The sequence below is a fragment of the Flavobacterium sp. W22_SRS_FP1 genome (genome assembly GCF_052113685.1).
Lineage (GTDB): Bacteria > Bacteroidota > Bacteroidia > Flavobacteriales > Flavobacteriaceae > Flavobacterium.
This window is the reverse complement of sequence record NZ_JBGQOE010000012.1, coordinates 82,511-102,339: the sequence shown is the minus strand read 5'-3', so window position 1 is coordinate 102,339 and position 19,829 is coordinate 82,511. Positions and strand designations below refer to the sequence as shown.

Sequence of the window (19,829 nt, the reverse complement as noted above, 5' to 3'; positions counted from 1 at the left end):
AATTTTCGTTTTTCCATCGTACAAAATTATAGTTTTTGATTTATAATTGTGTCCGATTATTTAAGGGGTCAATACATTTATGCAACAACCTATGTTGGCATATGTGCATCGTTAATTTCATACTATTTATGGAATGAAGCAATTTGTCTAATAGGAACCAATAAAACGGCATTGATCTATTATTTAATCCCCGTTTTTAGTGGAATACTAGCCTACTTTTTTTTAAACCAAGCCATTATTTTGACCCAAATCATCAGCATGGGTATAATTATTACGGGTTTATTGTTGACCAATAAAAAAGGCTGAGTTTTAACTTTCAAAAAAACTATTTTTCTGGTAGCCGCGTTTTAAACGCTACAGTTTTTCTTCTTACTTAAGTAGGTTTTCGTCGCATACGAGAAGTCGAGAAGGAAAGTCTGTTGAAAATCGAAAAACGAGCCGCTCAGTCAACACCAACAAAACCAAAAAAGCTCCTCAACATCCGTGGTTGAGGGGCTTTTTAGAACTTTTTTAGTCTACTGTGCAAATTTGTTAGCGGTAGGTTTTTTTATCAATTTAGGTTTCTATATTCCAATGGTGTTTTACCGGTTTTTTGTTTGAATAGTTTATTAAAATATTGTGGATATTCGAATCCCAAACTATAAGCTATTTCATTGACATTTTTTTCTGTATTTATTAAATACGATTTTGCTTGTTCTATAAGGTAAAAATGAATGTGTTCTTGAGCGTTTTTACCCGTTTCTTTTTTTAATAGGTCACTCAAATAACTAGGGGATAAAATAACTTTTTCAGCTAAAAACTTAACACTTGGCAGTCCTTGTTCTTTTACATTAGTTTCGGCAAAATAGTTGTTTAAAATTGTTTCTATTTGAGCAATTATTGACTTGTTTGTTTGGCTTCTTGTAATCATTTGTCTGCTATAAAACCTTGAACAATAATTCAACAATAACTCAATGGTAGAGACAATTATATATTGGCTATGCACATCAATATTTTCTTGAAGTTCCGTTTGAATTTTTTGGACACATTCAAATAAAATATTTTTTTCTTTGTCTGAAAGATGAAGTGCTTCTGAAACCTCGTAATTAAAAAAGCCATAGCTTTTTAATTTGTCATTTAATGAAGTTGCTCTAATCAAGTCAGGGTGAAAAAACAGACCCCAACCCATTATATTCTCTTTGTGCTCAATTTCATTATCAATTTCAATAGTTTGGTTGGGCGCAATACATATTAAATTACCGTCTTGAAAATCGATTGCTTTTCTGCCATATTTGATATTATTTTTGCAATAGTTTTTAAACATAATGGAATAAAAGTCAGTTGATATTTTTGAATATTGTTCAACTTTCTCAGTTACTTTACTAAAATCCAAAACAGCTACTAATGGGTGTTGACCATTTCCTAAATTGAATAATTTATATAAATCAGCAACACTATGAAGGTGTATAATTTCTTTCATATTTTCTCAACTAAATCTTTTAAATACTGAATATAAATATATCCTCTTCGTTCAGCAAAGAAGTCCAATGAAAGCAAAACTGCACATTGGATAAAAAGCCCCAAACCAAAGCCTTTCCAAAAGCCATAATTTGATAAAGCATACATTAAAATGATGCCTAAAAATATCATCGTAATTTCAAAATAGCGATAGTAGACAAAGTTTTTCATCACTTTTTCTATCCTTGGAATTTCTTCTGATTGAATTTTACCTGGTTCATATTTTAGAATGGTTTCTACTCGTAAATTGTCTTTTGGGCTTCTCGTATAGATTGTTGCCCCAATAACTATTTGAATTATTGAAAAAAACACTAATGGAATAGCTAAACCTTTCCAAAAAATTTCCTTTATAAAAAAGAAAAAATAGACTGACAATAGGATGGCAAAAACACCGAAACCTATAAATAGTAGGCTTTCGGCTTTTTCGGCATTGAAATATTTTACAATTGGATTCATATTTATACTATTTTAAAGTCCAAATTGTGATTTTACACCACCTATAAATACGGCGTCATCGAATTGTTGACGGTTTGCCAAAAGCATTTTAGCATCTTCACCCGCTGTATATCGCAATTGATTTTTCCCATCTGTTGCCGCTTCAAATATTACTTCTGCCACTACACTTGCAGGCGAAGCATTTTCTGCCATTGTGGGCAATGCTGTCATCAACGAACCTACAATTTTTTGATATTCAGCCATATTTTCATCATTACTAAAATCAAAAGATCGACCTCCAAAATCAGTTGCTATCATACCTGGCTCAACAATTTTTACTTGTCCTCCAAATTGTTCTACTTCATAGTTAAGCGATTCAGAAATACCTTCGACGGCAAATTTTGTCCCGTGATATAAGGAACCTAAAGGAAAAGTCATTTTGCCTCCAATGGAGGAAATATTAATAACAATACCCTTTTTGTTTTGTCTAAAATGAGGCAAAACGGTTTTAGTTACATCTAAAAGTCCAATAACATTGGTATTGAATTGGCGTAAAACTTGGTCTCTACTAAACGCTTCCAAAGGTCCGTATGCTCCATAACCTGCATTATTAAGCAATACGTCAATACTTCCAAATTTTTGAACACCTTCTCTAAACGCATTTTGAATCGAATCTAAATCTAAAACATCAAGTTTAGCAACTAAAACATTTTCTAGTTGATTTAGTTCTGTTTCGTTTTCAGGATTTCTCATTGTAGCAATTACATTCCAACCTTTAGATTGAAATAACTTTGCGGTTTCTTTTCCTATGCCACTGCTTGCGCCCGTAATTAAAATTGTCTTGTTCATTTTTTTAAATTTAAAATTATGATGCAAAGGTGTCGCTATACTTTAATTATCAAATAATACAAATTCAGGTTGTTTGTATTCTTTTTACGGATTGTTTGCCCAAACAGGCGGTTATCTAGTAGACCATATATAAAATAGCGCCTATACACCCAAAGATGAATAGATTATCGCTATTTTATATCGTATTGCATTCTATCAAATATAGATTTAATTCTTTACAAAACGGGTGACGGTTTTTTAGAAACAAAAACGTAATAAATAGCCCTGATGGAAATGAAAATCCCGAGCCCTTGCGAAGATAAAGAGCGAGGATTGTAATGAACAGCAGGACAAAAAGTTGTTTTGAAAACAAATCCTGCTGCTCCTAAAAACAAAATCCAAAAAAAAAAGGAACTCAACTACTGTTGAATTCCCTTTTTTAACTCTTGTTTATTACTATTTATTAGGTTGCGGCGTCATCCTCAAATAATATTTTATTTTCTGAAATCCTTTTGGAAATTTTGCTGGAATATCCTCGTCTTTTATACTTGGGGAAATCACAACATCTTGCCCGTCTTTCCAGTTTGCTGGAGTGGCTACACTATAATTTGCAGTTAATTGCAAACTATCAATTACACGCAATAATTCATCAAAATTCCTTCCGGTAGATGCTGGATAAGTAAGTATCAATTTTACTTTTTTATCAGGTCCTATTATAAAAACGGAACGAACAGTTAAAGTTTCATTAGCGTTGGGATGAATCATATCATACAAATCAGCTACTTTTTTACTTTCATCTGCTATAATAGGGTATTGTAGAGTAACGTTTTGTACTTCTTCAATATCTTTTATCCATTCCAAGTGAGATTCTACTCCATCAACGCTTAATGCAATCACCTTTGTGTTGCGTTTAACAAATTCAGGATAATAATTTGCAACTGTTCCTAACTCTGTAGTACAAACTGGTGTGAAATCGCCAGGATGCGAAAATAAAACTCCCCAAGAATCTCCTAACCATTCATGAAAATGTATGTTACCTAATGTTGTTTCTGCTTCAAAATCTGGAGCTATGTCTCCTAATCGCAATGTTGCCATGATCTTTGTTTTTAAATTCATATAAAAATAATCAAAAAATCATGAATCGAACTACGACCATACATAAATAAAACCCAATTTTAAGTAGAAATTACTTTCTTTTTAATGTTTGGCAAGAAGTAGGTAAATATACCAATAAGCGGTAGATAAGAACTTATTTGATAAACATATTCAATACTGGTTTTATCCGCCAAATAACCTAGAAAAGCAGAACCCAATCCCCCCATTCCAAAGGCAAATCCAAAGAATAATCCCGAAATCATGCCCACTTTCCCCGGCATTAATTCTTGGGCAAAAACTAAAATTGCGGAAAAAGCTGAAGCGATAACAACCCCAATAATGACTGACAAAACACCAGTCCAAAACAAATCAGCATACGGCAAAAGCAAAGTAAAAGGAGCTGCTCCTAATATGGAAACCCAAATAATATATTTTCTTCCAAAACGATCTCCTAAAGGCCCGCCAATTAGAGTTCCGGCCGCCACTGAAGCCAGAAACAAAAATAAATGAAACTGCGAGTCCTGAATAGAAAGTCCAAACTTATGCATCAAATAAAAAGTAAAATAACTTGACATACTTGTCATGTAGAAAAACTTAGAAAATATCAGCAATAATAAAATCCCAATTGAAATTTTGATTTTTCTTTTGGATAATGGAACAAACTCTTCTTCAGTCACTATTTTCTTGGAAGCACGTAGCGATAAATGATCTTGATACCAAACAGCAATCTTAGCTAACACCCAGATTCCGATGAAACCAGCAAGAATAAACCAAATGATATAGAACTGCCCGAACGGAGCTACGATAACTGCTACTAGAAGTGGACCAATTGCACTTCCTGTATTCCCACCCAATTGGAAAATAGATTGCGCCAATCCTCTTTTTCCGCCAGAACCTAAAAATGCTACCCTAGAGGCCTCTGGGTGAAATATAGAGGACCCAATTCCCACCAATGATACTGCTGCCAAAATCATCCAGAAATGATTTGCAAACGCCAATAAAGCCAAGCCCGATATCGTAAAAAGCATTCCGATTACTAATGAATATGGTTTTGGTTTATTATCGGTATAAAAGCCTATAAAAGGTTGTAACAAAGAAGCTGTAAGTTGGTAAACAAAAGTAATCAACCCAATTTGAGTAAAATTAAGATTAAAGTTGTCTTTTAATATGGGATAACTCGCTGGAATTACGGACTGCATTAAATCATTTAGCAGATGCGCAAAGGCTATGGAAAATAGAATAGAATAAACCGTTTTTTGAGCTAGTACTGGATTTGATATTTTTTCTTCTGTATCGGAAAGAGTATGCATAATCTAAGTTTAAAGAGAGAAATCAAAGAAATTAAAGAAAATGTAAAACAAGATACCAAAAAGCCAAGGTGATAAAAGAAAGCGGTATCCCAAAACCAATCATCATACTGCTCAGCCGCGGTTTTAAACCATGCGTCGTTGCCAATATGCTTGCTGTTATCATAGGAGCCATCGCCGATTCCATAATGGCGACATCAATCATTTCAGAATTTTGTTTTAAGATAATAACATACAACAAATAGATCAAGGCAGGAGTCATCATTAACTTAAAGAAAAGCCCCAAACCCAAAAATTTCCAGTGCTGGCTTCTGCTCTCAAACCGCAATTGCAAACCTACAGAAACTAATGCTAACTGAGTAACACCACTTCCTACTTTTTGTAAAACAAACTGGATCCATTCGTGAAAATCGAAACCAAATACATTAAGTAAACAAGCTAGAACGAAAGTTATAAATGGCGGAAAAATCAGGATTTTTTTTAAAATTTGCCCCCCCTTCTGTTCTCCTCTCGAATACAAGGTCGCCACAAGAATACCAAGTGTAGAAAGAACAACAAAAGTACCTGGCTGATCAACTAATATAGCCGTTTTCATTCCCTCGGCTCCATATAAAGCCTGAATTATTGGAAACCCTAAAAAAGAGGTGTTTCCGAGTCCCGCAGTTAAAATTAAGCAACCAGTAAGCTTTTTAGACCATTTATATTTCTTTCCAAGAAAACGAAAAAACACAAATGAAAACCCAAATGCTATCCATGCTACTCCGATCGGGAATAACAACCGATTATCCCAATGAATTTTTGGAATATAATAGAGTGCCAAAGCGGGAAGACAAATATAAATTACAATCTTGTTTAGCAGCTTGTAACTACTGCTGGGAAACCATTTTACACGTTGCAGTACAAGTCCCAGAAACAAATAAAAGAAAATCAGGATGAAGTTGATCATAGCGAGACAAATATATCTACTAATTTTGTAGTATCATACATCATAAAGATAAAACTCTAGAATAAAAACCGCTTAATCTCCAAGCTTCCTCTCCCACTTTTATTCCTTCTAATTTATTTCTACAAAAGACAATTTAATAGTAATAATTCATCTTTAAGTGCTAATTTTACTAAAATGATTTAAACTTTGGAAAAAGATAAAAATAAACATTCTGCTCTAGAAGAAAAAGCTGGAATTGAACGGCCAGAAATATTCAGTCCTTTGGCAGTAAAAAATATTCAGAAATTTAGAAAAATACAACCTTCAGCTGCAGAATTAGTGACCGGAATTTTATCTGGCAGTATTACGGCATTAAGTCGCGCCATTACTTTAATTGAAAGTACTAATTCTGATCATTTAGAAAGGGCCAATGAAGTGATAAAAGCCTGTTTGCCTCACGCAAATAAATCCGTCAGAATAGGAATCACTGGAGTTCCTGGCGTGGGCAAAAGCACTTTTATAGAAGCGTTTGGGAAACACTTAACGGGACAAGGGAAAAAAGTGGCCGTTCTGGCAGTTGATCCAAGTAGCACGATTTCTCATGGAAGCATCCTAGGTGATAAAACCCGAATGGAAGAATTAGTGAAGGATAAAAATGCCTTTATCCGTCCATCGGCTTCAGGAGAAACCTTAGGTGGGGTTGCCCGAAAAACTAGAGAATCAATTAGCCTCTGTGAAGCCTGCGGTTTTGATACTATTATAATCGAAACCGTTGGCGTAGGTCAAAGTGAAACTGCCGTTCACAGTATGGTAGACTTCTTTCTATTATTAAAAATTACGGGAGCAGGAGATGAGCTTCAAGGTATTAAGCGCGGGATTATGGAAATGGCAGATATTATCGTCATTAACAAAGCGGATGGAGATAATATCAGAAAAGCAAAGTTGGCAAAAAGCGAATTCAACAGAGCATTACATCTTTTCCCAGCTAAGAAATCAGGCTGGATACCTACAACCTCTACCTGCAGCGCTATTAATGAAGAAGGGATCCCTGACGTTTGGCAAACGATCGAAAAGTTTTTGGAACTTACTAAAGGCAACGACTATTTCTATAAAAAACGCTCAGAGCAAAATGAGTATTGGTTGATGGAATCCATCAATGAACAAATAAAACTACATTTTTATAATCACCCCAAAATTCAAGAATTACTTGATTCCACTAAAAAAGCGGTGCAAAATGATGAAATATCACCATTTGCAGCCGCTCAATTATTATTAGAAAAATATTTCGGAAAGGAAAACTAATTTCCTAATCCTTTATTTATTCCTCGTAAAGTTTTACCTCTCTATCGTAAAATTCATTTGCCAGTACTATAAGTCCTTCCATTTCGGCATTTAATTCTGTTTCATCAAGATCTTCGGCTTCTTCGATAAACTCCACCTCGTCATCTTTAAGATTAATTATGAATCTTGGATAATCCAAGTGTATGACGAAAATATCTTCAGGAAAGTCGGTATTGTCACCCAGTAAAAACTTTGGTAATTCCATTTGTAATTTATATTTAATGTTCTTTTTGCATCACTGGAATATCGACCCAACGGCGGAACAAATAACCGAATAAAGTTTGAAAAAATCTATTTATCCGAAAGAATTATTGACCCGTTGTCTTTACCGTTCATAAAAATGATTTTGGTATTTGGTGACGCCGCTAATTCTTTTTGCGCTTTAATCGTTTCGTACTGCAATTGTTTGTTTGTCAAACCAGTAGAAATAATTTTTTGGTAGTCTGCAATACCTTGTGCTTCCACTCTTTTACGTTCTGCTTCTTGTTTCTCTTTTTGTAGAACAAAAACCATCTTTTGAGCATCTTGTTCGGCATTAATTTTACTTTCAATTGTCTTTTTAACCGAAGTTGGAAGATTAATGTTTCTAATCAGCAAGGATTCAAGCACTAGGCCTCTAGTTTTAAAATCGGCTTCAATGCTTTTAAAGATACCATCTTGGAACTCATTCCTTTTGGTTGAGTACAAAGCGACAGCATCATAAAAAACAGCGTTGTCACGAATACGTGTTCTTGTAACAGGACGAACAATTTTATCAATATAATTCACACCAATTTCTTTAAAAATTGTTGGAGCATCCGCAGCAGATACACGATATAAAACAGTCAGGTCAATTACCACTTCAAGTCCGTCATTAGATAGTACTCTGATAGCATCATCTCCTTGCTGATTTCCTTCAGTTGGTGCCGAAGACATAGTATAATTTTGTGTTTGAATGTCAAAGTCAGTTACTTCCAGAAGAGGGTTGATAATATGCAATCCAGGATCTAATACTCCAGGCTCAACATTTCCGTATAAGGATTTTACACCAGCTGTTCCAGCATCTATTTGCTTAAACGCGGAAGAAAAAATACCCAATGCAATCAATAGAATTCCGATAATTCTCGCTAAGCTGGAGAATTTGGAGAATGGATTTTGGTCTTGTTTCAAAGTAAAGCTCATAATCAATAAGATTACGCCAATAATAATAAGTAATATCATCTTTTTTATTTTAGAATGTTTTAGCTGTCAAGTGAACAGAAAAACAAATTAGAAGTTAAATGTGAGGACAAATTCATTTTATGGTTTTTCCTTCGAGTAACCTTTTTGTTAATCTCACAAAGCGAAGGTACAAAAATAAAGCCGCAATAGATAATCCTGCAAGTAGACCTATCCAAATTCCTACCCCTTTGAGCTCAGTATAGAGACCTAAATAAATTGATATTGGAAATCCAACAACCCAATATGCAACAAAAGTGATGTACATTGGGATTTTGACATCTTGTAATCCTCTTAGTGCACCTAGGACAACTACCTGAATCCCATCTGAAATCTGAAAGACTGCCGCAACTAATAATAGTTGCCCAGCAATACCAATCATTTCCGTGTTTACAGCAAAGTCCTTCAAATTATCCATATCTACAAACAAAGCAGGAAGCTGTGCATGAAACACTACAAATATCAGTGCGAAAAACGTCTCAACTATTATAGCAAGTAAAAATATAGAAAAGGCAACGATACGCAATTGTTTATAATCAGCCAAGCCTTTTTGATTGCCTACACGAATGGAAGCAGCTACACTTAAACCCATGGCGAACATAAAGGTAAAACTAGCCAAACTTAGTGCAACTTGATTTGCTGCTTGATTCACTATTCCTAAAAGACCCGAAAGCCAAATAGCTCCAGTGAAGAGACCCACCTCAAAAAACATTTGCATAGCAGAAGGAGCTCCCAAACGAATAATTTCTTTATTCACTTTTCTTTTAATATTTTTTAAAGAAAATTTCTTGAAAAACGGATGAAACCTATCCTTTTTTTGCATTACATAATGCATGTAACCAAGCATTACAAACCGAGAGACAATAGTTCCTATAGCCGCACCAACAATACCTAATTCTGGAAAAATCCAAATTCCATAAATAAATAAATAATTCAAAATAACATTGACAATATTCCCTAAAATAGTAGCCCACATAGAATACTTAGTCTCACTCATTCCATCAGCAAACTGTTTATACCCTTGAAAAATTATCAATGGAATCAGGGAAAAAGCAACAATGTCCAAATACGGCTTGGCTAACTCAACTACATTTTCAGGTTGTCCCATGAAGCCAATCAATGGCTTTGAAAAGAATATCAATACAAAAAGAAACACTCCTAAAATCGTGCACAAATACAATCCATGATGAAAAACACTTCGTCCTTCTTCAATACTTTTTTTTCCGTCCGCTTCCGCTGCCAATGGGGTAATTGCAGTTGAAAACCCAATCCCTAATGACATCGCTATGAAAATAAAACTATTCCCAAGAGAAACAGCCGCTAACTCCGTAGGGCCTAACTTACCCACCATGACATTATCTACAATACCTACAATGGTGTGACCTAACATCCCCAAAATTATAGGATAGGCCAATCTTAAATTATATGAAAACTCTTTTGTGTAGGTAGCTAAATTCAATTTCAGTTTTTTGATGGCAAATATAATTAGAACGATTTTAATGTCCCTCTATTATTGAATTAATAAACGCTACTATTTTTAGTTGTGTTGTGTTATGGTTTACTATTGTGTAACAAAATCAAATAATCCTATAACATTTCAACAGCTATCCTGTAATACGTTTGTAGATGTCGATATGTGCGCAATTAAACAGCTCAAAAAAGACAAATTATAACCAAATTAACACGATTATGAAAATTACAGGAAAAATTAAAATGTTATTTGTATTTGCAGTTTCAATGATTTTTGCAAATAATGTACAAGGGCAAGAGACAAAAAAAGTTAATAACTACGATCAGGGTTTCAAATTGGGATTTGGTGTTAGTGGAGGATACTCTAGTAATGATCCATACAAATTAACCTTAGGAGCAGATGCCAGATTACAATATGATTTGACAAAAAGGTACTCTTTAACTTTGACTACTGGATTTACAAATTTATTTGTAAGCGAAGCTGAAGGAAATGATCTCGGTTTTATTCCAGCTAAAGCCGGTTTTAAAGCTTTTATTTGGAATGATGAGTTTTATGTAATGGGAGAAGCTGGTGCCGCGTTTGCAGTGACTAACGGTTACAATAATACTTCATTAATCTTAGCACCAAGTATAGGTTATGCAACAAAATATATTGATGTTTCCTTACGTTACGAACACTATTCTGATTTTCCAAAAATGAATAATGATGGAACTACAGGAAAAGGAATTAGACAAGTTGGCATAAGATTAGCCTATGGTTTTGAACTGTAAAACTAATTTTAGTTAAAAAAAAATGCTCTGAGATTCAGAGCATTTTTTGTTTTAATTATTTTTAAATCTAAAGCTAAAGCAATGGCTAAAATCACTTCTCTTTCTTCAACATTTCTTTATACAGCTGAAAGTTAGCTTTTACATTGTCATCTAATTCTGGTTCTTTGATATCCGTATGTTTCTGCATTTCCTCCCAAATAATTTTGGCAACGATATATCGCGCCATATCCTTATCATCAGAGGGAATAATATACCAAGGTGCATTTTCAGTCGATGTCTTATTAATAGCCTCTTGATAATAGAGCATATATTCCTCCCAGTGTTCACGCTCTTTCAAATCTCCTGCTGAGAATTTCCAATGGTGTTCCTCTTCTTCTAGCCTTCGCAACAAGCGCTGACGCTGTTCTTCCTTACTCAAATGGAAGAAAAACTTCATTACAATTGTCCCATTTTGCGTGATGTGCTTTTCAAAATTATTGATTTGCTCCATTCTGTTTTCCCAAAACTGAGGCGTAATATCTTCTACTTTTTCAATACCTGGCAAATTTTCACTCAAGATGTATTCAGGATGCACACGGGTAACCAAAACATTCTCGTAATGCGTCCGGTTAAAAACAGCAAATTTGCCTTTTTCAGGCAAAGCCAAATAATGCCTCCACAAATAATCATGTTCCAGCTCTGTTGAATTTGGCGTTTTAAAACTGTAAACCTCCACCCCACGCGGATTAAACTCCCTAAAAACTTCCCTAATCAAACTATCCTTCCCAGAAGTGTCCATTCCCTGCAGACAAATCAAAACACCATAGCGATTATGCGCATACATTACATCCTGCAATGCACTCAACTTCAATTGCACCTTATCTAATTTTTCCTCCTTATCATCATCACTGGCTTCGTTAAACAAATTCGTAGGGATTTTAGATAAATCAATTTTGCCAGTCACTTTAAAATTATCGGGATTAATAGACTTCATAAGAAATATTTTATCTTTGTACACTCAAATATACTAAATTATTGCATCTAACCTGATGAATTTCAGGAGCTATTTCCGGCTATTCGCTTCAATATTTTAATCCGCAAAAAAGCGGCTTAAAATGATTTTCGCTACTATCCGGGCTAGGGAATCCCTTTTTACAACAACATTCATGAAAAAATTCACACTCGAATTACTATTTAAGATCATCGGAATAGGTTCCGCATCAGGACTCATCTACAATGACAATTCTTTGCTGTTAATTGGAGACAATAGCGGATTCCTTTATGAGTATAATATAGAAAGTAGTAGCTTAAAAAGCTATCCACTTATAGAAAACCCTTCCCAAAATATTTCTAAAAGCAAAAAACCAGATTTCGAATCCTTAACTCAATATCAAGACACCGTCTATGTATTTGGTTCCGGATCTACCTCTAATAGAAACACGATGATCGAATTTGATCTAAAACAAAAAAAGAAAATAGCAACCAACACTATGGCCGATTTATATGCCGTTATGCAAAGTTTTGCTAACGTAAATCCCGAAGATTTTAATCTAGAAGGTGCCATTTACGACGGTGAAAACTGGTTTTTATTCAATCGAGGCAACGGTCTTTTAAATAAAAATGTCCTGTTTAGCCTTCATGTAAAAAAACTAAGTGATGAATTCAGTTTAATGTCAAACGATTATAAACTTCCTAAAATAAAAGGAGTCCGAAGCACTTTTACAGACGCCGTTTTAGTTGAGGGAAAAATTTATTTTTTGGCCACAGCCGAAAACACAAAATCAACCTACGACGATGGAGAAATCCTAGGAAGTAATATTGGCTGCATCAATCTGGAGACCATGAAAATGGAGTTCACAAAAAAAATTAGCGACAGCCATAAATTTGAAGGACTAACCGTTTTCAAAAATTCAAAGAAGAAAATCGAATTCTTGCTTTGCGAAGACAAGGATACAGAGGTTCTGGAAACGGATATTTATAAACTGACATTAGACTTAAAATAAAAATGACCGACTATTTAAAGACAACGAAGAAGTCAACCCTTATTGGAGGAATTTCATTTTTACTATTGCTACTAGCCATTACTGCATTGTCACTTCCGTTTCTTAAACAACTTAATTTTAACTATGTAACCACATTTTACATCTCTAGATTAGCTATTTGGTTTTGCTTGCTTTTAGTTTATATGTACTCCCTTTACGTAGAAAAACAAAACTTCCTCCTTTGGAAGGAAAAAAAATATTCATTACTTTTTTATGTAAAATCTGTGGTTACAACAATGGGAACACTGGTTTTAGTGGTGTTAGTGGTTTCGCTTATGTTTAAATTGTCAGGCTCAGACATCGAAAGTCAAAAGATCGATGAAATCATGAAGTATTTTACAAACAACATTCCCTTAATCTTGTTCACATCAATAACTGCTGGTATTACTGAAGAACTATTTTTTAGAGGGTATCTGATTCCTAGATTAGAAATAGTATTAAAAAACACCTATTTAGCCATCATTTTATCAAGCATTATTTTCGGACTTATTCATTATAGCTATGGAACTTTAATACAAATAGTCGGTCCTTTTTTTATAGGATTGGTTTTGGCTTTCCATTATCAAAAATACAGGAACATTAAAATCGTCATATTGTGCCATTTCTTATGGGATCTATTGGTTCTACTCAACAAGACATCCCTAGTACAATAACTTTATAGATTTATTCACATTGTCAACTCGTTTAAAAAAAAGGAATACTATAACTTTGCTGGTAACATACAAACTTCAATAAGATGACTGACTTAAAAAATAAAAATGCTCTAATAACAGGTGCAGGAAAAGGAATTGGAAAAGCGATTGCTTTGGCCTTAGCCAAAGAAGGTGTAAACGTGATCTTACTTGCCCGAACACAAGACGAAATAGATAATGTTGCGGCAAAAGCGCGCTCCTTGCGAGTAAAAGCGCTTGCAATAAGCGCAGATGTTGCTTACATCAACTCGGTAAACGCTGCCGTTGAAAAAGCACTAGCTGAATTTGGCACCATCGATATTTTAATCAATAACGCAGGAATTGCGGCTTTTGGGAAATTCCTAGAGCTAGAACCTCAAGAATGGGAGCGTATCATTCAAGTAAACTTAATGGGAACTTATTATGTTACCCGGGCCGTATTGCCAAATATGATTGAAAGACAAACAGGAGACATTTTCAATATTTCTTCAACAGCAGGATTGAACGGAAACGCCATGACAAGTGCCTATAGCGCCTCTAAATTTGCCGTTTTAGGACTCACTGATTCGTTGATGCAAGAAGTCCGCAAGCACAATATTCGTGCGACTGCGTTAATCCCAAGTACCGTTGCTACAGAAATGGCTAAAGATTTGAAACTAACTGATGGCAACCCTGAAAAAGTGATGCAAGCAGAAGATATGGCCGAATTGATTATCGCACAGTTAAAATTAAACCGACGCGTTTTTATAAAAAATAGCAGTATCTGGTCTACGAACCCGTAATGTTTTTTAACATATAGTCAAATAAGTTTTTTAAACTAGTAAGGGATTAAGAAAATTAAGCGTAATACTTAACGAACTTAATCCCTTACTAGTTTTTTATAATCTAGATTGGCCATTCGACTTTAAGACGTTTGACTAATTTTACTTATATGACTTCTATGTTTAATTATTAAACGAGAGCAGAAACAAATTCTATTCGCACATTGCCGTCATCATCAATTTTCGTTAGATTGATTTCGTGTAACATGTTTACTAATTCTGGATTCCAAGGTGTTTTTACTCTTATGTAGTTTTCTGTAAAACCATGAATATAACCTTCTTTATTTTCACTTTCAAACAGTACTGTCCTATTAGTTCCCAACTGGCCTTCATAAAAAGCACGACGTTTCTTAACTGATAATCCACGCATCATTTTGCTTCGTTTTGAACGTACATTAGCTGGAACAACTCCCGGCATATCGGCAGCTTCGGTATTATCACGCTCTGAATAAGTAAAAACATGTAAATACGAGATGTCCATATTATTCAGGAAATGATAGGTATCCAAAAAATGTTCGTCTGTTTCTCCTGGAAAACCTACGATAACATCTACTCCAATGCAAGCATGTGGCATCACTTCACGAATTTTATTAACTCGTTCCGTATAGATTTCGCGTTGGTAGCGACGCTTCATTAATTTCAAAATTTCGTTACTTCCAGATTGTAATGGAATATGAAAATGAGGTACAAAAGTTCTGCTTTTCGATACAAATTCTATTGTTTCGTTTTTCAATAAGTTCGGCTCAATAGACGAGATTCGCAATCTTTCGATTCCTTCTACTTTATCTAATTCTTGAACCAATTCTAAGAATGTATGTTCGTGTTTTTTATTTCCAAACTCTCCTTTTCCGTAATCTCCAATATTCACTCCCGTCAACACAATTTCCTTGATGTTTTGATCTGAAATATCTTTTGCGTTTTTCAACACATTTTCTAATTCATCACTGCGAGAAATCCCTCTTGCTAGTGGAATAGTACAATAAGTACATTTGTAATCACAACCGTCCTGTACTTTCAGGAAAGCACGCGTTCTGTCACCAATCGAATAACTTCCCACATAGAAATCAGCTTCTGAGATCTCGCAGGAATGCACTTCACCCATATCATTTTTACTCAAATCATTGATGTAATCCAAGATTTTGAACTTTTCCGTAGCACCAAGAACCAAGTCTACACCGTCAACAGCCGCTAGTTCTTCTGGTTTCAATTGGGCATAACAACCTACTGCCGCCACAAAAGCTTTATCATTAAGTTTCATCGCTTTTTTTACAACCTGCTTGAACTGCTTATCTGCGTTCTCTGTCACTGAACAAGTATTGATAACATACATATCGGCGACTTCTTCAAAATCAACACGGTCAAAACCTTCATCTTGAAAATTTCGAGCAATTGTTGATGTTTCTGAAAAATTCAGTTTGCATCCAAGCGTATAAAAGGCAACTTTTTTTCTGTTTTCCATAGGGATAAACTACGTTTTAAGTAGTAACTTATTATATTTACATCTTTGTAAAATGAGTTTGCAAATTTACGTACAATATTTTTCAAAATGAAATCAATAATCCCTTATATATCAGTATTTTGTATTGTTTTAACATTTCTATCTTGCGGAAAAGAGAGTGCTAAAAACAAAGACCAGCTCGTTTTTAGATACAATGAAAGCTCCAATATCACCTCTTTAGATCCCGCTTTTTCAAAAGTGCAATCCAATATTTGGGCTTGTAACCACATTTTCAACGGCTTATTACAATTGGATGACAGCTTGCATATACAGCCTGATATTGCAAAATCATGGACTATATCCCCCGATGCAAAAACCTATACATTTACCTTACGTAATGATGTCTTTTTCCATAAACATATTCTATTTGGCAAGGATAGTACTCGGACTGTGAAAGCCCAAGATTTCGAATACAGTTTAGCTCGTCTATTGGATAAAAAAGTAGCCTCACCCGGAGGATGGGTTTTGCAAAATGTCGAAAATTTTAAAGCCAAAAATGACAGCGTCTTTGAGATTAAACTGATCAAACCATTCCCTGCTTTCCTTGGATTAATGACTATGAAATATGCCTCAGTGGTACCAAAAGAAATTACGGAGCACTACGGTAGTGCTTTTCGATCACATCCAATAGGAACAGGACCTTTCCAATTTAAATTATGGGAAGAAAACGTAAAACTGGTTTTGCGAAAGAACCCACTGTATTATGAAACAGACGAAAAAGGCAAGAATTTGCCTTATCTTGAAGCTGTCGCCATTACATTTTTGCCCGACAAGCAAAGTGGTTTTCTGCAATTCATACAAGGAAAGCTGGATTTCACTTCGGGCCTAGATCCTTCTTATAAAGACGAAATCCTTACTCAAATAGGCGAACTTCAACCTAAGTACAAAAATGACGTTAACCTTATCACGGGGCCATACCTCAACACAGAATATTTAGGTTTCAGAATGGATGGAGACAACAAAGCTGTTATGGACCTACGAATTCGTCAAGCGATGAATTATGGCTTTGACCGTCAAAAGTTGGTCACTTATTTGAGAAACAATATGGGAACACCGGCCGTAAACGGAATGATACCGATGGGTTTGCCAAGCTTCAATAATGCCAAAGGCTATGATTACAATATCGAAAAAGCAAAAGAATTAGTGAACGACTACAAAAGAACAACGGGCGATAAAAACCCAATAATTCAATTGAGCACTAACGCCTCCTATGTAGATATTGGGGAATTCTTGCAACGGGAATGGCAAAAAATAGGATTGGATGTTCAAGTCGATATAAGTCCACCGTCTACTTTGCGATCAGCTATTTCTACCGGTAAAGTTTCCTTTTTTAGAGCGAGCTGGATTGCTGACTATCCCGATGCCGAGAATTATTTGTCCCTGTTTTACAGTGAAAATTTCTCGCCAAACGGACCAAATTACACCCATTTTAAAAATGCCGAATTCGATAAATTATACGAGCAGGCTTTCAAAGGAACCGATGACAAAAAGCGCTATATCTTGTATCAAAGGATGGATAAAATCATCCTTAACGAAGCGCCAGTAATTCCGTTGTTTTATGACAAAGTGGCCCGTTTTACTAGAAAAAACGTGACTGGCTTAGGCATGAACCCTTTGAATTTATTGAGTTTAAAAAGAGTAAAAAAGAATTAATTCAATATAAATCTTCTCACTACCTCAGCAACTCCATGATTATTGTTTGAAGCAACAATAACGTCCCCTTTATGACGAAGTTCAGGAGTCACATTATCTACCCAAACGCCCAGTCCAGCATATTCGATCATTGTTAAGTCATTGCCCGCGTTACCAACGGCTATGATTTCACTTTGAAGAATGTTTAGTTTTTCTGCTAATAATTTGATGCTTGCCCCTTTGTCGATACCGTTTTGTGCGACTTCAAGGAAAAAGGGTTTTGACATACTTACACTCAAATGCGGCATCGCTTTTTTGAGGTCAATTTCAACGTCTTTCAAATAACTTGGTTGTGCAAGCAAAATACATTTTACAGCAGACGATTGAACGGCAGCTTTAAAATCCAATACTTTGTTGTGTACCAATCCCGTTATTTTTCTTTCGATTTCAATGTATTCAGAATCCGTTTCACTCACAATTTCCCCATCAACATAAGTGATAATATGAATTTTGCTTTTTATACTATAATCATATAATTCATGAATTTGTTCTTGAGTCAGCGTTTGTTCAAAAATGATTTTATCTTCTTTTAAATCAGAAATCACTGCTCCATTATAAGAAATCATATAGGAATTATGCAAGTTCAACTCTTTGGCGTATGCTAGCATTGCTGGCGTTGGCCTTCCTGAAGCCAAAATCACATGAACTCCTAATTCTATTGCTTTAGCAAGCATTTCTTTATTCTCAATCGAAACTTCATGGTCATCATTCAACAAGGTATCATCCATGTCTAAAACCAACATTTTGTATTTCATATTTATTTTTATACCCGCAATTTCGCAGATTATATTTTTTTAAAACAGCTTTTGACAATCATTATTTTAAATTTTTATACATGATGTAAGTATCAACAAAACCTAATTTTCCATGGCGAAATCCTTTTGGTGTAACACCAATAATCTCAAATTCGAATTTCTTCCATAGATTTACAGCAGCTTGGTTTGTACTGACAACAATGTTAAACTGTATGGCTTCAAATCCACTTTCTCTTGCCGCTTCGATAGAATGCTGACACATTAATTTTCCAACGCCCTTACCTTGAACATCTGGATTTACCATATAGCTGCAATTGGCAATATGGTCTCCCAAATCAATTTGATTTGGTTTTAAAATATAGGTACCCAAAATTTTTTCATCTTCAGTAACTACATAAGTCTGCATATAATTGGACAACCAATGCTTTCTTAAATCAGATTTTGAAGTATTTGGATTAAACACATAGGTATCTGCTGTTGCAATGACCATTTTAAAAATGTCCCAAATTGAATCATAATCTAATTCTGTCGCTTCTCTAACATTCATTTTGGTTGGGTTTTAAATATTCCTATTTGGCTAAATACTCAGTCTAAATTCTTCAATAACAGGGCTCACCTTGCCATATTCTGTTTCCTGAACAAAAAGTTCCACCGCCGAACCTGAACTTCCAAAACCTGCCAATCGTGCGGATTGTATGTTGTCTTTCTTCACTACATCAACTCCTATCGCTTCTATTTTCTCTTTTAAAGCCAATGCTAAAATTTCGCTTCCCGAAAACACTTTCATTAATCCCATGGTATTTTATTTTATATTATTTTATTTTTCAAGCTCTTCATTCTCTTCCTCTTCTTCTTCGTCTTCCTCTATTTCAAACAAAAAAGGCTCGACTAACATTTTCTCGGCTAGTGTGTCAATTCTGTCTGTCAACTGCTCCGAAAATATAATACGCTGTGTTTTATTGATACTGTTTGAAATACGCATGATTTTAGTTTCATGACGCAATCGCAAAATGGGATCTGCATCATCAAGAATAAACATTTTAAGTCTGTTTACATTAAAACCAGCCATAGTAAACATCTCGCTCAACTTATTAGGAGTTCCAATCAAAACATCAATTCCGCCTGAAATGAAATTTTTATCATATTCCATATCCCCTTTATCGTGTACTCCGTAAACGGTCATATTAGTATATCTTCCAAACTTTTTAAAAAGCTCCTCCATTTCTAAGACCTTGGCTTTGTCTTCCACGATTATCAAAGCACGAGGAGATTGCTCTCCCTCACAAACCAACTGCTGAATCACATTGATTACGATAGTTGTTGTTTTACCACTTCCTTTTGGCGCAATGATAATACAATCTGCTCCACTTTTTAAAGTCGAAAAAGTTTCTTTCTGCATTTGATTAGCTTCCGTTAAGCCATTTTCAATTAATGCTTCTTGTAGCTTTTCGTTTAATTTTTTTAATTTCATTTCTTATGATTGAAAGATTGAAAAATTAAAAGAT

The 19,829-nt window shown here is 34.8% G+C and carries 22 protein-coding genes; 7 read left to right on the top strand and 15 right to left on the bottom strand.

Features of this window, described 5'->3' with window-relative positions; translation table 11 throughout:
* The first annotated feature begins 48 nt into the window (after positions 1 to 48).
* Positions 49 to 306, top strand: a complete 258-nt coding sequence (locus ACEN2H_RS08955; protein ID WP_441731991.1) for an EamA family transporter — start codon at positions 49 to 51, stop codon at positions 304 to 306.
* Between the two features lie 244 nt (positions 307 to 550).
* Here the strand turns inward: ACEN2H_RS08955 and ACEN2H_RS08950 are convergent, their stop codons facing one another.
* From ACEN2H_RS08950 to ACEN2H_RS08925, 6 genes are all read right to left on the bottom strand, one after another.
* The gene (locus ACEN2H_RS08950) at positions 551 to 1,459 is read right to left on the bottom strand and encodes a helix-turn-helix domain-containing protein (RefSeq protein WP_441731990.1); all 909 of its coding nucleotides are present in this window, start codon (positions 1,457 to 1,459) and stop codon (positions 551 to 553) included.
* The gene (locus ACEN2H_RS08945; protein ID WP_441731988.1) at positions 1,456 to 1,953 is read right to left on the bottom strand and encodes a hypothetical protein; all 498 of its coding nucleotides are present in this window, start codon (positions 1,951 to 1,953) and stop codon (positions 1,456 to 1,458) included. The genes ACEN2H_RS08950 and ACEN2H_RS08945 overlap by 4 nt, the downstream gene beginning before the upstream one ends.
* A 12-nt stretch (positions 1,954 to 1,965) precedes the next feature.
* Positions 1,966 to 2,781 (bottom strand): SDR family oxidoreductase, encoded by an 816-nt coding sequence (locus tag ACEN2H_RS08940; RefSeq protein WP_441731987.1) that lies wholly within the window; start codon positions 2,779 to 2,781, stop codon positions 1,966 to 1,968.
* Between the two features lie 435 nt (positions 2,782 to 3,216).
* Complete coding sequence (locus ACEN2H_RS08935; RefSeq protein WP_441731985.1) at positions 3,217 to 3,855, bottom strand: peroxiredoxin; 639 nt, start codon at positions 3,853 to 3,855, stop codon at positions 3,217 to 3,219.
* A gap of 80 nt (positions 3,856 to 3,935) precedes the next feature.
* Positions 3,936 to 5,165, bottom strand: a complete 1,230-nt coding sequence (locus ACEN2H_RS08930) for an MFS transporter (protein ID WP_441731984.1) — start codon at positions 5,163 to 5,165, stop codon at positions 3,936 to 3,938.
* Positions 5,166 to 5,196: 31 nt separating this feature from the next.
* Complete coding sequence (locus ACEN2H_RS08925; protein WP_441731983.1) at positions 5,197 to 6,108, bottom strand: AEC family transporter; 912 nt, start codon at positions 6,106 to 6,108, stop codon at positions 5,197 to 5,199.
* Between the two features lie 186 nt (positions 6,109 to 6,294).
* Here ACEN2H_RS08925 and meaB point away from each other — a divergent pair, with 186 nt between their 5' ends.
* A complete protein-coding gene (gene meaB, locus ACEN2H_RS08920; RefSeq protein WP_441731982.1) occupies positions 6,295 to 7,389 on the top strand; it encodes a methylmalonyl Co-A mutase-associated GTPase MeaB in 1,095 nt (364 codons plus the stop codon).
* A 16-nt stretch (positions 7,390 to 7,405) separates the two neighbouring features.
* Here meaB and ACEN2H_RS08915 read toward each other — a convergent pair whose 3' ends face one another.
* The 3 genes from ACEN2H_RS08915 to ACEN2H_RS08905 form a co-directional block, all read right to left on the bottom strand.
* The gene (locus ACEN2H_RS08915) at positions 7,406 to 7,633 is read right to left on the bottom strand and encodes a hypothetical protein (RefSeq protein WP_441731981.1); all 228 of its coding nucleotides are present in this window, start codon (positions 7,631 to 7,633) and stop codon (positions 7,406 to 7,408) included.
* 86 nt (positions 7,634 to 7,719) lie between these two features.
* On the bottom strand, positions 7,720 to 8,628 hold the full coding sequence (locus ACEN2H_RS08910) for a prohibitin family protein (protein WP_441731980.1): 909 nt from the start codon (positions 8,626 to 8,628) through the stop codon (positions 7,720 to 7,722).
* 73 nt (positions 8,629 to 8,701) lie between these two features.
* The gene (locus ACEN2H_RS08905) at positions 8,702 to 10,084 is read right to left on the bottom strand and encodes an MATE family efflux transporter (protein WP_441731979.1); all 1,383 of its coding nucleotides are present in this window, start codon (positions 10,082 to 10,084) and stop codon (positions 8,702 to 8,704) included.
* Between the two features lie 230 nt (positions 10,085 to 10,314).
* On the opposite strand from ACEN2H_RS08905, the gene ACEN2H_RS08900 reads away from it, so the two are divergent.
* Positions 10,315 to 10,866 (top strand): hypothetical protein, encoded by a 552-nt coding sequence (locus ACEN2H_RS08900; protein ID WP_441731978.1) that lies wholly within the window; start codon positions 10,315 to 10,317, stop codon positions 10,864 to 10,866.
* A 91-nt stretch (positions 10,867 to 10,957) separates the two neighbouring features.
* Here ACEN2H_RS08900 and ACEN2H_RS08895 read toward each other — a convergent pair whose 3' ends face one another.
* On the bottom strand, positions 10,958 to 11,839 hold the full coding sequence (locus ACEN2H_RS08895; RefSeq protein WP_441731977.1) for a PPK2 family polyphosphate kinase: 882 nt from the start codon (positions 11,837 to 11,839) through the stop codon (positions 10,958 to 10,960).
* Between the two features lie 172 nt (positions 11,840 to 12,011).
* On the opposite strand from ACEN2H_RS08895, the gene ACEN2H_RS08890 reads away from it, so the two are divergent.
* The 3 genes from ACEN2H_RS08890 (at position 12,012) to ACEN2H_RS08880 (ending at position 14,340) form a co-directional block, all read left to right on the top strand.
* Complete coding sequence (locus tag ACEN2H_RS08890) at positions 12,012 to 12,848, top strand: DUF6929 family protein (protein ID WP_441731976.1); 837 nt, start codon at positions 12,012 to 12,014, stop codon at positions 12,846 to 12,848.
* A 2-nt stretch (positions 12,849 to 12,850) separates the two neighbouring features.
* A complete protein-coding gene (locus ACEN2H_RS08885; protein ID WP_441731975.1) occupies positions 12,851 to 13,540 on the top strand; it encodes a CPBP family intramembrane glutamic endopeptidase in 690 nt (229 codons plus the stop codon).
* Between the two features lie 83 nt (positions 13,541 to 13,623).
* Positions 13,624 to 14,340 carry a 3-ketoacyl-ACP reductase gene (locus tag ACEN2H_RS08880; protein WP_441731974.1) on the top strand — a complete coding sequence of 239 codons (717 nt, stop codon included), beginning with the start codon at positions 13,624 to 13,626 and terminating at the stop codon, positions 14,338 to 14,340.
* Positions 14,341 to 14,509: 169 nt separating this feature from the next.
* Here ACEN2H_RS08880 and mtaB read toward each other — a convergent pair whose 3' ends face one another.
* Entirely contained in the window at positions 14,510 to 15,838 is a 1,329-nt protein-coding gene (gene mtaB, locus ACEN2H_RS08875; RefSeq protein ID WP_441731973.1) for a tRNA (N(6)-L-threonylcarbamoyladenosine(37)-C(2))-methylthiotransferase MtaB, read from the bottom strand.
* A gap of 87 nt (positions 15,839 to 15,925) precedes the next feature.
* Between mtaB and ACEN2H_RS08870 the strand changes: the two genes are divergently transcribed.
* On the top strand, positions 15,926 to 17,530 hold the full coding sequence (locus tag ACEN2H_RS08870; RefSeq protein WP_441731972.1) for an ABC transporter substrate-binding protein: 1,605 nt from the start codon (positions 15,926 to 15,928) through the stop codon (positions 17,528 to 17,530).
* Here ACEN2H_RS08870 and ACEN2H_RS08865 read toward each other — a convergent pair.
* The 4 genes from ACEN2H_RS08865 to ACEN2H_RS08850 form a co-directional block, all read right to left on the bottom strand.
* Positions 17,527 to 18,324 (bottom strand): Cof-type HAD-IIB family hydrolase, encoded by a 798-nt coding sequence (locus tag ACEN2H_RS08865; protein ID WP_441731971.1) that lies wholly within the window; start codon positions 18,322 to 18,324, stop codon positions 17,527 to 17,529. The genes ACEN2H_RS08870 and ACEN2H_RS08865 overlap by 4 nt on opposite strands.
* A 61-nt stretch (positions 18,325 to 18,385) precedes the next feature.
* Positions 18,386 to 18,871, bottom strand: coding sequence for a GNAT family N-acetyltransferase (locus tag ACEN2H_RS08860; protein ID WP_441731970.1), 486 nt, complete (start codon positions 18,869 to 18,871; stop codon positions 18,386 to 18,388).
* A 30-nt stretch (positions 18,872 to 18,901) separates the two neighbouring features.
* The gene (locus tag ACEN2H_RS08855; RefSeq protein ID WP_091431049.1) at positions 18,902 to 19,120 is read right to left on the bottom strand and encodes a DUF2007 domain-containing protein; all 219 of its coding nucleotides are present in this window, start codon (positions 19,118 to 19,120) and stop codon (positions 18,902 to 18,904) included.
* Positions 19,121 to 19,141: 21 nt separating this feature from the next.
* The gene (locus ACEN2H_RS08850; RefSeq protein ID WP_441731969.1) at positions 19,142 to 19,795 is read right to left on the bottom strand and encodes a DEAD/DEAH box helicase; all 654 of its coding nucleotides are present in this window, start codon (positions 19,793 to 19,795) and stop codon (positions 19,142 to 19,144) included.
* Between the last annotated feature and the right edge of the window lie 34 nt (positions 19,796 to 19,829).

Bases quoted from the DNA above. Each gene is read 5' to 3' on its own strand.
- ACEN2H_RS08950 (WP_441731990.1), bottom strand. From the start codon at position 1,459: ATGAAAGAAATTATACACCTTCATAGTGTTGCTGATTTATATAAATTA.
- ACEN2H_RS08945 (WP_441731988.1), bottom strand. From the start codon at position 1,953: ATGAATCCAATTGTAAAATATTTCAATGCCGAAAAAGCCGAAAGCCTA.
- ACEN2H_RS08940 (WP_441731987.1), bottom strand. From the start codon at position 2,781: ATGAACAAGACAATTTTAATTACGGGCGCAAGCAGTGGCATAGGAAAA.
- ACEN2H_RS08935 (WP_441731985.1), bottom strand. From the start codon at position 3,855: ATGGCAACATTGCGATTAGGAGACATAGCTCCAGATTTTGAAGCAGAA.
- ACEN2H_RS08930 (WP_441731984.1), bottom strand. From the start codon at position 5,165: ATGCATACTCTTTCCGATACAGAAGAAAAAATATCAAATCCAGTACTA.
- ACEN2H_RS08925 (WP_441731983.1), bottom strand. From the start codon at position 6,108: ATGATCAACTTCATCCTGATTTTCTTTTATTTGTTTCTGGGACTTGTA.
- ACEN2H_RS08915 (WP_441731981.1), bottom strand. From the start codon at position 7,633: ATGGAATTACCAAAGTTTTTACTGGGTGACAATACCGACTTTCCTGAA.
- ACEN2H_RS08910 (WP_441731980.1), bottom strand. From the start codon at position 8,628: ATGATATTACTTATTATTATTGGCGTAATCTTATTGATTATGAGCTTT.
- ACEN2H_RS08900 (WP_441731978.1), top strand. From the start codon at position 10,315: ATGAAAATTACAGGAAAAATTAAAATGTTATTTGTATTTGCAGTTTCA.
- ACEN2H_RS08895 (WP_441731977.1), bottom strand. From the start codon at position 11,839: ATGAAGTCTATTAATCCCGATAATTTTAAAGTGACTGGCAAAATTGAT.
- ACEN2H_RS08890 (WP_441731976.1), top strand. From the start codon at position 12,012: ATGAAAAAATTCACACTCGAATTACTATTTAAGATCATCGGAATAGGT.
- ACEN2H_RS08885 (WP_441731975.1), top strand. From the start codon at position 12,851: ATGACCGACTATTTAAAGACAACGAAGAAGTCAACCCTTATTGGAGGA.
- ACEN2H_RS08880 (WP_441731974.1), top strand. From the start codon at position 13,624: ATGACTGACTTAAAAAATAAAAATGCTCTAATAACAGGTGCAGGAAAA.
- mtaB (WP_441731973.1), bottom strand. From the start codon at position 15,838: ATGGAAAACAGAAAAAAAGTTGCCTTTTATACGCTTGGATGCAAACTG.
- ACEN2H_RS08870 (WP_441731972.1), top strand. From the start codon at position 15,926: ATGAAATCAATAATCCCTTATATATCAGTATTTTGTATTGTTTTAACA.
- ACEN2H_RS08865 (WP_441731971.1), bottom strand. From the start codon at position 18,324: ATGAAATACAAAATGTTGGTTTTAGACATGGATGATACCTTGTTGAAT.
- ACEN2H_RS08860 (WP_441731970.1), bottom strand. From the start codon at position 18,871: ATGAATGTTAGAGAAGCGACAGAATTAGATTATGATTCAATTTGGGAC.
- ACEN2H_RS08855 (WP_091431049.1), bottom strand. From the start codon at position 19,120: ATGGGATTAATGAAAGTGTTTTCGGGAAGCGAAATTTTAGCATTGGCT.
- ACEN2H_RS08850 (WP_441731969.1), bottom strand. From the start codon at position 19,795: ATGAAATTAAAAAAATTAAACGAAAAGCTACAAGAAGCATTAATTGAA.